The 12,741-nt window shown below is 57.5% G+C and carries 12 protein-coding genes; 5 read left to right on the forward strand and 7 right to left on the reverse strand.

The features are described from left to right. Nucleotides 1-475 precede the first annotated feature (475 nt). Both VMW13_07340 and VMW13_07345 read left to right on the forward strand, forming a co-directional pair. Complete coding sequence (locus VMW13_07340; GenBank protein ID HUV44627.1) at nt 476-1,348, forward strand: alpha/beta hydrolase; 873 nt, start codon at nt 476-478, stop codon at nt 1,346-1,348. Between the two features lie 54 nt (nt 1,349-1,402). Then, nucleotides 1,403-2,299, forward strand: coding sequence for an alpha/beta hydrolase (locus tag VMW13_07345; protein HUV44628.1), 897 nt, complete (start codon nt 1,403-1,405; stop codon nt 2,297-2,299). A 23-nt stretch (nt 2,300-2,322) separates the two neighbouring features. Here the strand turns inward: VMW13_07345 and VMW13_07350 are convergent, their stop codons facing one another. From VMW13_07350 to VMW13_07360, 3 genes are all read right to left on the reverse strand, one after another. After that, nucleotides 2,323-3,117: a (Fe-S)-binding protein gene (locus VMW13_07350; protein HUV44629.1), complete on the reverse strand. Its 795-nt coding sequence runs from the start codon at nt 3,115-3,117 to the stop codon at nt 2,323-2,325. Between the two features lie 98 nt (nt 3,118-3,215). Continuing rightward, nucleotides 3,216-4,343, reverse strand: coding sequence for an NADH:flavin oxidoreductase (locus VMW13_07355; protein HUV44630.1), 1,128 nt, complete (start codon nt 4,341-4,343; stop codon nt 3,216-3,218). A 182-nt stretch (nt 4,344-4,525) separates the two neighbouring features. Next, nucleotides 4,526-5,470, reverse strand: a complete 945-nt coding sequence (locus tag VMW13_07360; GenBank protein HUV44631.1) for a hypothetical protein — start codon at nt 5,468-5,470, stop codon at nt 4,526-4,528. A 247-nt stretch (nt 5,471-5,717) separates the two neighbouring features. Between VMW13_07360 and VMW13_07365 the strand changes: the two genes are divergently transcribed. Beyond that, entirely contained in the window at nt 5,718-6,512 is a 795-nt protein-coding gene (locus VMW13_07365) for a biotin--[acetyl-CoA-carboxylase] ligase (protein ID HUV44632.1), read from the forward strand. Between the two features lie 587 nt (nt 6,513-7,099). On the opposite strand, the gene VMW13_07370 is transcribed toward VMW13_07365, so the two are convergent. The 4 genes from VMW13_07370 to VMW13_07385 are packed head-to-tail and all read right to left on the reverse strand — an operon-like array spanning nt 7,100 to nt 9,848. Next, a complete protein-coding gene (locus VMW13_07370) occupies nt 7,100-7,882 on the reverse strand; it encodes a slipin family protein (GenBank protein ID HUV44633.1) in 783 nt (260 codons plus the stop codon). A 22-nt stretch (nt 7,883-7,904) separates the two neighbouring features. Further along, a complete protein-coding gene (locus tag VMW13_07375) occupies nt 7,905-8,228 on the reverse strand; it encodes an NfeD family protein (GenBank protein ID HUV44634.1) in 324 nt (107 codons plus the stop codon). A gap of 12 nt (nt 8,229-8,240) precedes the next feature. Next, a complete protein-coding gene (locus tag VMW13_07380) occupies nt 8,241-8,540 on the reverse strand; it encodes an NfeD family protein (GenBank protein ID HUV44635.1) in 300 nt (99 codons plus the stop codon). A gap of 12 nt (nt 8,541-8,552) precedes the next feature. Beyond that, a complete protein-coding gene (locus VMW13_07385) occupies nt 8,553-9,848 on the reverse strand; it encodes a nodulation protein NfeD (GenBank protein ID HUV44636.1) in 1,296 nt (431 codons plus the stop codon). A 159-nt stretch (nt 9,849-10,007) separates the two neighbouring features. On the opposite strand from VMW13_07385, the gene VMW13_07390 reads away from it, so the two are divergent. Further along, the gene (locus tag VMW13_07390) at nt 10,008-11,261 is read left to right on the forward strand and encodes an ATP phosphoribosyltransferase regulatory subunit (protein HUV44637.1); all 1,254 of its coding nucleotides are present in this window, start codon (nt 10,008-10,010) and stop codon (nt 11,259-11,261) included. Further along, a complete protein-coding gene (gene hisG, locus VMW13_07395) occupies nt 11,251-12,666 on the forward strand; it encodes an ATP phosphoribosyltransferase (protein ID HUV44638.1) in 1,416 nt (471 codons plus the stop codon). Before VMW13_07390 ends, hisG begins: the two co-directional genes overlap by 11 nt. Nucleotides 12,667-12,741: the final 75 nt, after the last annotated feature.

Consider the following 12,741-nt stretch of genomic DNA (forward strand, 5'->3'; position numbering starts at 1 on the left):
CCTCCCTGCAGTGAGGGTAAGTTTTCTTAATACAAACTTCGTTTGCCCTGCATTATTACCCTGCTCTCAAATGGAACTATTACTCTAACAGGGACTGAAAAAGGGGAGTCCAGAGGGGCTTCGCCCCTTCTGAGGGGCACCCCCTTATGGCAGGGGTGTCTGGGCGTCATTCTTACAGAATGACGTTAGCAGAATCCGAAACCAGATTCTGCCGGTGTCACCCCAGATAAAATTATTTCCCCCTTCCTGGCCAGGAAGGGGAAGGCACCGCCCCTTCTGAGGGGCGCTCCATCTGGGCCGCACGGGGATTGGTCGAAAGGGTTTCTCATCACTCTGTCAGAGGTTCACTTAACGACATTGACACTCCACAGTCAGTAGCGTAACATAACCACAGCAACCTGCAAGGGACAACCAGACCATCGCCCCATCGCGGCGAATCCCGGACAGATAGATGGAATACAGAGGAGGAACGACTATGGCCTTTTTCCAGCATGGCAATGCACGAATTTACTACGAGGACGTTGGCCAGGGAGACCCTATAATCAGTAACCATGGCCTGAGCGAGGATGCTAATTACTGGAGCGAGACTGGCGTTACCGCCGCCCTGGCCGAGAAGTACCGCGTGGTATCAATGGATATGCGGGCGCACGGCCGTACCGTGGTTGAAGGTGAATCCAAGGGGTATGATGCCGATACCATGGCGGCCGACTTCGATGCCCTGGCCGACCACCTCGGAATCGACAAGTTCCACCTGCTCAGTCACGCCACCGGGGGCATGGTGGCGGCACGATACGGGATGTACCGTTCGGAACGGCTTCTCAGCCTGATACTCACCGACACCGGTTCCGAGACCCGGCCCACGATGTACGATGCCCGGGGAGATGAGTTGACTGTTATGCCCCCACAATTCGATGCGGAGACGCCCATGCCGGAAGAGCTGCCAACCGTTGAGCAGATATCTGCCGGTACTCACGCCAACCCCGGCGTCTTTCTCTTCAAGATGGCTGAGCACCCGTACAGCGACATTATGTGGCCCATATACGACGGGTTCCTGCACCGGCAGGACCGCTGGCAGATAATGGAGTTCATGCTTACATTCTACAGCGACCCCGACCCGCGCGTAGAGGCACTGCGTCAGGTCATCTGCCCCACCCTGATACTACTCGGTGAGTTTGACTACGTCTTCTACAAACCCAGTGAGCTCATGGCAAAGGAAATCCCGGATAACCGTCACGTCATCATGCCGGGATGCGGCCACATGACGGCCATTGAAGACCCGAAGTGGACCACCAGTGAACTGCTCGACTTCCTGGACTGCGTGTCCAGAACAGGCCGTGCAAACTGGTAGCTGTTATCTGCCGGTCTCAATACGGGAATACTGAAAGAACACAGGAGGCAAGAAGTGGCATTTTTCCAGAACGGAAACGCACGAATTTACTACGAGGATGTGGGACAGGGAGAGCCCATAATCTGCAACCACGGACTGAGCGAGGACACCTCGTACTGGAGTGCTACCGGAGTCACCGCCGACCTGGCCGAGAAGTACCGCGTGATATCGATAGACATGCGGGGCCACGGTCGCACCGTGATTGAGGGTGAGCCCAAAGGCTATGACGAGAAGACGATGGGAGAGGACTTCAATGCCCTGGCCGACCACCTGGGAATCGACAAGTTCCATCTGCTCAGTCACGCCACCGGCGGCATGTACGCTGCCCGCTTCGGAATCAGGCACTCGGACCGACTGCTTAGCCAGATGCTGACCGATACCGGTTCCGAGACGTTACCCACGATGTACCACCCCGACGGCAGGGATATCACCGAAGAGGACCGCGAGCTCGCCCGCGCGGCTATGGAGCAGGCTATGCAGAATGCGGCGACCCAACCGACGCCGACCTACGAGGAGAGGAAGGCCGGATGGCGCGCCAACCCCGGCGTTTTCACCTTCAAGATGGAACAGCACCCGTACAGTGACAGATTGTTCGACGTACTGGACGGCTTCTACCAGCACCGCGTCAGCCAGCAGGCGTTTATCGAGTTCAGACAGAGTTTCTACACCGACCCCGACCCGATGGTCGAGGGGTTGCGCCAGGTCAAGTGCCCCACCCTGCTGTTAGTCGGGGAGTTCGACATTGTCTTCCTGAAACCCACTGAGCTCATGGCAAAAGAGATTCCGGACAACCGCCACGTCATTATGGCGGGATGCGGCCACATGACGGCCATTGAGGCCCCGAAATGGACCGCCCATGAGTTACTGGACTTCCTGGATTGTGTTGGCAAAACGGGACACGCCAACTGGTAGCACTGGGGACCATGAACCAGCAGCTACTGGTTGCGTACCGCTTCCAGCAATACCTCGGGGAGCATCTTCACCTGGCAGTTACCCTTTTCGGCCAGATTTCTCCTGACGTTCTGGTAGCAGCCGGTGCAGATTGTGACCACGGTGTCGCTGGTGACGCTGCCGGCAAGCTCTTCCATGTGGGGAGGGATATAGCAGCAGCGCGTGCTGTCCAAGTGATTCACCTTCAGCCCGTCGACCCTTCCGAGCAATCGGGCGGCATGCTCGATGTCCACCGGATGTGAGGTGACGCGCCGCCGGAACCGGTAGCAGCCGGCGTAGTAGTCGATTGCCTCCTCGAGCCGGCCGCCCTTCCAGTGACGGCCGAGAAGCTCACTGTACGAGATGACCTCAAGGTCTGTGGCGTCGGCACAGTTGGTATAGCTCGGTTCGCAGGCACCGCAGAAGAGGGCTACGGACTTCGCCCCGAGCTCTTTAGCCTGCTTGAAGTTCTCCAGGACAAACTCCCGCGAAAGCTCTCGGTAGCTGGCGATGTCCTCCTCGTTCCTGGCCATCACCGCAGGCTGCCCGAAGGCCATCCAGCCGCAGCAGTACTCCTTTGACAGCAGAGTATAGCTCACCTGCAAGTGGTCAAGCAGGGCCTTCAGGTCCTTAAGAACGTGAGGCATTGCCTCCGGCTGAAAGCAGCCCATGATAATGGCATAGTCGGCGCTCTCCCCTGTCGGATAACCGATATCATCGAGGACACGACGCCTTCCCGAACCATCATCACGGAAGGTACCATACCTGCGAATGTTCTCAACCAGTTTCTCATCTATCATGGTGATGTCTCCTTACCGTTAACGGGTCATGCTGCAACAGTCTTCTGAGATTGCTTCGTGACACGCCACTGAGTCCAGTGGCGCGCAATCTAACACCGTTACGAAACCGCGGCTCCTTCCTCTCTCAGCCGTCGCTCTTCACCGCATTCCAGTGGCTCCCCCCGGGAAACAATGGGGAAACACCGGTTGCAGGAGATGCACTTCGCCGGAGCGGTGTCGCCCTTCTGCCAGCGGACCAGCAAACCCGGCTCACGGATGAAGGGGCGGCACATCGATACCATATCGGCGTCACCGCTACTGACAATACTCTGCGCCGTCTCTAGGGTACGAATCCCCGCGACGACCATTACCGGCACGCTCACTGCTCGCTTGACAGCAGCAGCCCTCTCCCGGAAGGGCGTCCGCTCCGGGTCGCCTTCCTTCACCGTGAGGGCTACCTGCCCGACACCGGCGCTGACCTCGATGGCATCAATCCCGGTGTCCACCATCTGCTGTGACGTCTCGATGCCTTCTTCCAGGGCAACACCGCCCTCGCGGTCGTCCATCACACCGAACTTTATCATCAGGGGGAAGTCACCACCGACTGCCTGGCGTATCCGGCGTATCACCTCCAGATGGAACCTCCTCCGTTTCTCAGCATTACCACCCCACCGGTCCGTCCGCCGGTTAAACAGGGGCGAGATAACCTGGCTCATCAGGTAGCCGTGCGCACCATGAAGCTGGATGGCATCGAAACCGGCCTCCCGACCGCGCACTGCCGCCGCGGCAAAGTCGGCGATAATGCCTTCGATGTCCTCTTCAGTCATCTCCCGATGCGGCCGCTTCATCTCCGGCATCTCGGAGATAGCCAGGAGGGTAGCGCCCTTCCCGACGAGGTACCCCGAGTTGATACCGGCATGGACAATCTGCAATGCAATCCTGGCGCCGTCCTGGTGGGCAGCTTCAACCATCCGCCGCATACCCGGAATCATGTCGTCGCTGTGTATGCCGTACTGGCCCGGGTTCGCCTGGCCGTGTGAAGATACAAAGGCATATCCGCTGACAATGAGACCGATTCCACCTTTGCCCAATTCCCGGTACATCGCCACCGAGGTATCGGTCACTGCACCATTGATATCGGCGGTGGCGTCCCAGGTCGCCGACCGCATAAAGCGGTTCTTCAGCTTCAATCTGCCAATTGTGCAGGATTCAAACAGGGATTGTGCTCCAGAACCGGTAGATGACATTTCAGGCTCCTTTAAGATGATACGACCGTAATAGACTCAGCAAGGTTCTGAACAAGGGGTTTCGCCTCTTCTGAGAGGCGCCCCCTTTGATTCGTCTTCCACTCAATAGAACCTTCACACTGGTGTACGCCCTATCCCGTGTGGCCCAGACGGGATGGTCGAAAGGGTTTTTCATTATCCTGTTAGACGCCCTCCAGGAAGTTCCGAGGACCGTTGACACAGAGACCGCTGATTACGTCCTCACTGACACCCATCTCCCGGAGCTGGCCAAAGACCGCGTCCTTTATGTAAAGGAACCCGTGCGGGTTGTAGCGCTTCCGTTCCTCCTCTATCTGCCGCCAGTTGGGACCGATGAAGCTGATGGCAGAACGGTCATGTGAAGGGCACAGACGGCCCGCCCAGCCGGCATCGATTAGTGCTTTCATGGTATTCGTGCGCGCCCGTGGACTGACTCCCCTCCCCGGATAGCGGTCCAGCCCCAGGTAGCATCCCTGCTCCAGAAGCCAGGTCAGGTACTCTATGTCCGTGGTATCGTTGGAATGGTCGAGTTTGACCCCCTTCGGACTAACCCCTTCTTCCTGCAGGATTGCCAGTTGCTGCCGGCCCACCTGCCCCGGCGAGTAGGAATGCAGCATGATGGGGACACCGGTCTTGAGGTGGGCGCGCCCGATTGCCCGCAGGACCACCTGTGCCTGCGGCGTGACCTCTCCGTAGTCGCTGGCCGATTTCAGTATCCCCGCCTTGATATTAGTGCCGGAGATACCCTCTTCCACCTCACGGACAAACACCTCGGTGAGCTGCTCAACGGAAGCGCCGCGGAAGAACATGGGAATGTCCAGCCACCATCCGGAAACGGCAATGATATTCACCCCGCTGCGGCGTGAGGCCTCGGCTATCATTTCGATGTCACGACCCAGGTCGGTGGTGGTAGCATCGACAATGGTCTCGATTCCCCCTTCTTTGGCCTGCTTGAGCTCGTTGACAGCACGTTCCAGCGGGTCGGTGCCGAGTAGCTCAGGATAGTCCCGATATACCCCGGCAAAGCCAACCAGAACATGCTCGTGCATCAGGGCAAAGCCCAGGTCTTTACTGTCAATCGGTCCGAGTACGGTGTTCACTGTAGCCATGAATAGAATGCTCCTTTCCTGTTGGGGTACTTTTGCCCCCTCTGTATTGTGTCTCGGGAGTCCAGGTTATGTAAAGATGAACAGCGCGGCAATCTTATCTAAGGGGATTATCCATGCAGGATACTGCGGTTATGTTAGCAGTCCATCCACCAACCGTCAAGGCAATCCCTGGCTCCCGGCAGCACGGCTATTGGACCGCTCCGCTTGACAGATGGGTGCTGCGAGCCTATCATCCTGATTAGTGACGATGTCAGATAAGGACCTATCCGCAAACCTTATTACGTGTGGCCTGGAGACCAGCTTTCTCGGGCAGAGGGTACTCTACTACCCCCGCCTGAGGACAACGATGGAGACGGCACGGCAGGAAGCACTTAATGGCGCCCCTGAGGGAACGGTCATCATCGCTGACGAGCAGACTGCGGCACGGGGCCGACTCAAACGCACCTGGCTCTCTCCCCGGGGTAACATCGCCCTCTCGGTGGTCCTGTACCCGGACCGGGAGCACCTTCACTCCCTCATCATGGCAGCTTCCCTGGCAGTGGTACACAGCATCGAGACGGTCACCGGCCTCAGACCGCAACTCAAATGGCCGAATGATGTCCTCCTTGACGGCAAGAAGGTGTGCGGTATTCTGGTCGAGGCCAGTGTTCAGTCCAATAAGGTGGACTACGCGATTGTTGGTATCGGCATAAACGTCAACCTCAACCCGGCCGATTTCCCGGCGATACTGCCCGTTGCCACCAGTCTTTCCCGGGAACTGGGTCGGGAAGTATCCCGTCTGGAGCTGGTGAAGTGCCTGCTCCGTGAGATGGAACGACTCTACCTGGCTGCCCCGGAAAGTGAAACGGTCTACGAGGAATGGAGACGCCGTCTGGTGACCCTGGGAAAAGCGGTCCGCGTGACCTCGGGAGAAACGACTCTTGAAGGCACCGCAGAGTCTGTTCAGCCGGACGGCAGCCTGCTGCTACGCCTTCCGGATGGCACACCAAAACGGATACTGGCCGGAGATGTCACTCTCCGTGAGCAGAGACAGCAGGAGTAGTACTTGGTGACAGAAATACCAGCTAGCAGGTTGCTGAAAAAGGGGAGTTCAGAGGGAGCGCCCCTCAGAAGGGGTGTAGCCCCTTTTACACTCCGCTTGTAGTCGCTTTCCCAGACTCTTGCCGGAACAGCGCGCTAGTCTATAAGGTGTAAATGAACCCTGCCTGAAATTGTCCTTCACACCGTTTTGGGGTGTCAAAGAGGGGTGCAACCCCTCTTGAGGGGGATTTCAAGGGGGTGTCCCCCTTGATTCGTCTTCCACTCAATAGAACCTTCACACTAGTATACGCCCTATCCCGTGTGGCCCAGGCGGGATGGCCGAAAGGGTTCTTCAGTGCCCTGCTAGAGCCAGAACTCCGAGCGGAGTGAGGAAACACAGAATCTGACTGTTGCGCGGATTTGTGGGACTAGGTAGTATCCCACCGAACGTATCGTACAGGCTATGCCTGCTGCTACGTCTTCCGGATGGCACATTAAAGCGGATACTGGCCGGCGATGTCACTCTCCGGCAGCAGAAACAGCAGGAGTAACCTGCCGAACGTATCGTACAGGCTACTCCCTGATTCTCTACAGGATGCCTACCGTGGGTTACTTACTGTCACTCTCACCGGACTTATTACCGCTGCCCCTTTCCATGAACATCTTGATGAGGTCCATCGGCAGTGGGAAGATGACGGTACTGTTCTTCTCGGTGGCGATTTCGGTGAGCGTCTGGAGATAGCGCAACTGCAGTGTGACCGGTTCGCGGGCAATGATAGCACCGGCCTGGGCCAGCTTCTCCGAGGCCTGGAACTCGCCTTCGGCATGGATAATCTTGGCACGACGCTCTCTCTCCGCCTCGGCCTGGGCGGCCATCATCCGCCTCATCTGCTCGGGGAGCTCAACTTCCTTAATCTCAACCGTGGCAACCTTGATGCCCCAGGGGTCGGTATGCTCGTCGATTATCTTCTGTAGCATCAGGTTCAGCTTCTCCCGCTGTGTCAGCAGTTCGTCGAGTTCGGACTGTCCGAGCACGTTCCGCAGGGTCGTCTGCGCTATCTGAGATGTAGCCCGGATGTAGTCATTCACATTCACAACCGAATCCTCAGGGTTAACCACCCGAAAGTAGATTACGGCATTCACGCGAACGGTAATGTTGTCCTTGGTTATGACCTCCTGCGGGGTGACGTCCATGGTTACCACCCGGAGGTCCCTTTTTGTCATCTGGTCGACGAAGGGAATAATCAGGAAGAAACCGGGGCCCTTTGTCCCCAGCAGGCGTCCCAGGCGAAAGATTACGCCCCTTTCGTACTCTTTCAGTATCTTGACGGTGGATGGAATCAGTACCACGATAATCAGTGCTATGATACCGATAATGATTGGAGTGCTCATTCACTTACCTCCTCTGGTTTTTTTATTCTTTCTCATGTGATGGTATCACGCGCAGTACCAGATTGTCGACTCCGGTAATAACCACCTTCTCCCCGGGTTCCACACTACCCTCCTCTGAAACTGCTGTCCATAGTTCGCCCTGAATGAAGACCGTACCCTGGGGCTCGAGGGCATTCCTGACCATGGCCGTCTTCCCAATCAGGTCCTCCCTACCGGCCGATATTCGTTGACGATGCACAAGGATTCCGCGCCAGATAACAAGCGCCAGGAAGCCAACGATGAGTACCACGATAAGGGCAATTCCCCACGGTTCCATATCAAACCAATCAACCATAAAATCAGGCAACAAAATACCTCCTTATACCTTCCTGATTACAAAGAGCTTAAGGCCTTCAATCTTTCTTATTATAACTGTTACCCCGGCTTCAATATACCCTTCCGGCGATATTGCCTTCCAGAGTTCACCTCCGAGAGAGACAGTCCCTTCAGGTTCCAGCGCCGTCCTGACAGTGGCTGTCTTTCCTCTCAACGCTTCCTTCCCGGTTTGCGGTCTACGTAAGACCGCTTTCAGAGTCTGGAACACTTCTACCAGTTGCGACCACAGAAGCACGGCCAGCAATACGAAGACGACGATACCAACGATAACAACCGGAGTCAATTTCGCTCCCCTTCATTCGCCGGTTTCTTTCGGTAGCTTCGTGACGTATAGCTTCAGGCTGTCCACCCGATTGATAACCACATTCTCTCCGGGTTTCACCCGGCCTTCCTCCGAGACCGCCGTCCAGCGTTCACCCTTGTACAGAACGGTCCCCTCCGGGGCCAGGGCTACCTTGACCACGGCAGTCTTGCCGACCAGTTCTTCCCATCCGCTGGACGGCTGCCGTTTATGCACAGACATGACACGGGTAACTACGAATGCGGCCAGTGCACCGATGCAGGTAGCAACGATGCCAATCAGCCACGGGTTCACCTGGAAGAGCGGCCCTCCCTTGAACAGTATCAACGAGCCCAGGACCAGGGCAATTACACCTCCGCCGGTAAGTAACCCGAAGCTGCTGGTGAACACCTCGGTGATGAAGAGACCAAGCGCTCCCACCACCAGCAAAATGCCGGCAATGTTCACCGGCAGGTTCCCCAGTGAATAGAAGGCCAGTATCGCGCAGATACCACCGACAACCCCGGGGAAGATGAGACCGGGGTTTGATATCTCAACAAAGAGACCGAGGGAGGCCAGGCCGAGGAGAACATAGGCAATGTTCGGGTCCGTGATGGCGAAGAGAAACTCCTCCACCCAGCTCATCTCCATGTGGTGCAGGACGGCGCCCGCAGTCTCTATCGTCACCACGGTACCGCCCAGAAGAGTGGTCTCCCAGCCATCGAGCTGCAATATGAGTGATGCAAGGTCGGGAGCAACCAGGTCAATAACGTTGAGCTCCAGGGCTTCCTGCTCGGTGGCCGAGACGGCTTCCCTGACCGCCCGCTCCGCCCAGTCCATGTTGCGTCCGTGGGCTTCGGCAATGCTCCTGATGTAGGCGGCGGCATCATTCAGTACCTTATCCTGCATCGTCTCGGACATCTGTTCCTCACCCTCGGCCCCGATGGACACCGGACTGGCCGCCCCGATTGCCGTGTTCGGTGCCATAACAGCGACGTGGGCAGCTACAGTTATGAAGGCCCCTGCCGAAGCCGCCCGTGCCCCGGAGGGGGAAACATAGACCACCACTGGAATACGCGCATTGACGATATCCTGGACGATATCGCGCATCGCGGTATCCAGTCCGCCCGGTGTGTCCATCTGGATGATACAGGCGACGGCTCCAGCATCTTCCGCTTCTTGTATGCCACGGTTGACGTAGTCCGCCGAGACGGGATTGATAATCCCCTTGACTTCAAGGATGAAAATCGTCGGTGCCGCCGCCCGGGTCACCATAGCGGTAGATGCCAGACTGATAAGGCCCAGTAGCAACAGTATGCGTACTGCGCGAAGTGTGGCCCGGAAAGTCCGTCGGTGTATCATAACCTTGATAATAGCACGGGGCTAGTTCCGATTCAACATCGGACGTTGAGTGCCCGGTAAAAGTGGTGTAGAATTGTATAATCACCTGAGATTCGTGAAGGATATCACATGAGAGTCCAGAGATGCAAGGGGACCAGAGACCTGTCACCGGGAGAGATGAACAGGTTCCGTCTCATAGAGGGGGGCTTCCGGGACTGCTGCCTCAAGGGGGGCTATCAGGAAATCAGGACACCCACCCTTGAGTACCTGCACCTGTTTACTTCCACAGGGACGTTGACTCCGGGGAAACTGAGCAAGGTGTACTCCTTCCTCGACTGGGACGGCTGGAGCGGTGAGAGGGTGGTACTCCGGCCGGATGCCACCATCCCGGTGGCCAGGTCCTATATTGACTCACCGGGAGAGTCGGAGTTGGCCCGGCTCTTCTATGTGGCCAACATCTTCATCTTCGAGGAGACCGGCAAGGAGAACCGCGAGATATGGCAGTGCGGCGTGGAACTGATAGGTGCCGGCTCTACCGTGGCGGACGTGGAGCTGATAACCCTGGCCATGGACGTGCTCAAGAAACTCGGCCTCAAAGAGTTGGAGCTGAGGCTTTCCCACTCCGGTCTGATACGGGCGCTTCTCACCAGGTTCGGGCTGAGCCCACAGGAACAGGCATCGGTATTTGACCGGATTCTGGACGGCGACCAGACTGCACTTACCCGGCTGACGGCAAGGACACCGGAGCTGGGTGAAACGCTGACTCCCCTGCTCGACCTCAAGGGGCAATCGCCGGGGTTCCTCCGCAACCTGAAATCCCTGTTCAATCGGGACCTGCCCGAGTTCGAGCCTGCCCTGAATAACTTCATAGAAATAGTCGAGCTCCTGGAAACCCTGGGCTACGACTACCGGATTGACATCGCTTCGGGAAGGGGCTTCGAGTACTACACCGGCGTCATCTTTGAGATCGCAGCCGGTGACGAGAGGGTCGTCGGTGGCGGCAGGTACGATGACCTCATACCGCTGATGGGCGGCCGGCAGGTCCCGGCATCAGGTTTTGCTCTCGGCGTCGACCACCTGATGGACTTGATAACGCCGGAGGCCCTGGACGGGCAACTTCCGGAAAGAGTGCTCATCAGGTACGTAGAAGACCAGTCCGAAACGGTACGTGAGAGCTTCCGGGTCGCCAGGTGTCTTCGGGATGCCGGCTACGCCGCGGAACTCGACCTTGATGGGCAGGTACCCACCGACATGAAGTGGGTGGTTAACGTTCAGAGCCAGCCGCCACAGTTCGCAATTACCGACCTCACCAGTCAGAAAAGGTCTGAAGCTAACAGCGTCGATGAGGTTGTGGTGCTGCTGGGAGAAAAACGTGCCGGTTAGAATAGCGTTGCCCAAGGGCCGTCTCCTCGAGGAGACAGCAATCCTGCTCAAGCAGGCCGACTGGGGGCTGGGGGGATACAACCGGAGCATGCGCAGCTACCGCCTCGGGTCAAAGCGTTTCCCCGACCTTCAGGCCAAGGTCTTCAACGAGCGGGACATCCCCATCCAGGTGGCGGTGGGCAACTACGACATGGGCATCTGCGGACTCGATTGGGTAGAGGAGCTTTCCGTCAAGTATCCAAGTTCCGCCCTGGTCAAGATAAGGGACCTGGGATATGGCGGCGGTGTCCTCTGCCTGGCAACCAGCCGGTCTCAATCTGTACCCACCCTGGCAGAACTCCGGTCGGAAGACGGGATGATACGCATTGCCAGTGAGTACCCCAACCTGGCGGAGTACCTCGCCCTGAATCTACGGTTACGCCGATTCAGCATCTTTCCCCTGTGGGGAGCCGCCGAGGTCTACCCTCCGGAAAGTGCTATGCTGGCCCTGGTATCACGCACGACAGAGGAGGAGCTTATTGACTGCGGTCTGGCGCCGGTGAGCACCCTGCTGCACCACAGCGCTTTCCTGATTGCCAACAAGAGCAGTTGGGAACAGAAGGACCTGAGTGAAGTCCTGGATTCCCTGGACGGCGGGATGCCGACAGCACAGGAACGCCTTGTACGTAAGGTTCCTGCCGGAGAATCTGCCGTCCCATCCGCACCCTGGACAGCCGGAGAAAATACTGTACGCCTTGCCCTGCCTGACGGACACCAGCAGGCCCCGACAGCCGAACTCCTGGCGAAGGCGGGTATCCAGGTGCATGACTATCCTTCGGCCAACGGCAACCGCCGCCCCGAGAGCAGTCTGGATGGTGTCGTGATTAAGGTAATCCGGCCGCAGGACATGCCGCTGCAGGTAGCCAACGGCAACTTTGATATGGCCATTACCGGTCGCGACTGGCTGACCGACCATCTCACTATGTTCCCGGGCAGTCCGGTGACCGAGCTCCTTGACCTCAATTCAGGCAGGGTGAGAATGGTGGCCGTGGTCAGCCAGGATGTTCCTGCCGACGATGTCTACGGCCTGAGGCAGTTCATCGCCGGGCGCACCGAGCCTTTCCGGGTTGCCTCTGAATACGTGAATATAGCCGACAGATACGCCAGGGAAAACCGACTCGGCATGTACAGGATAATACCTACCTGGGGAGCCACCGAAGCATTCCTGCCCGAGGATGCCGATATGCTTATCGAGAACACCGAGACCGGTCGGACGATAGCCAGGCACAACCTCAAGATTATCGATACCCTGTTTGAATCGACCGCTTGCCTTATCGGTGGTAAAGACAGTACTTCCGGTCCGCTCAAGCAGGAGAGGATAATGTCCCTCGTTGAGTCCCTGCGGGTTGCCGTGGAGGGTAGCTGAGATGCGGACTATCAGGGGCATTGAGGCCGGCAGAAAGGCACTATCGCGAGGGGTTTCCTTCAGTCTTGATACGGA

It is taken from the genome of Dehalococcoidales bacterium, from assembly GCA_035529395.1.
In the GTDB taxonomy this organism is placed as follows: domain Bacteria; phylum Chloroflexota; class Dehalococcoidia; order Dehalococcoidales; family Fen-1064; genus DUES01.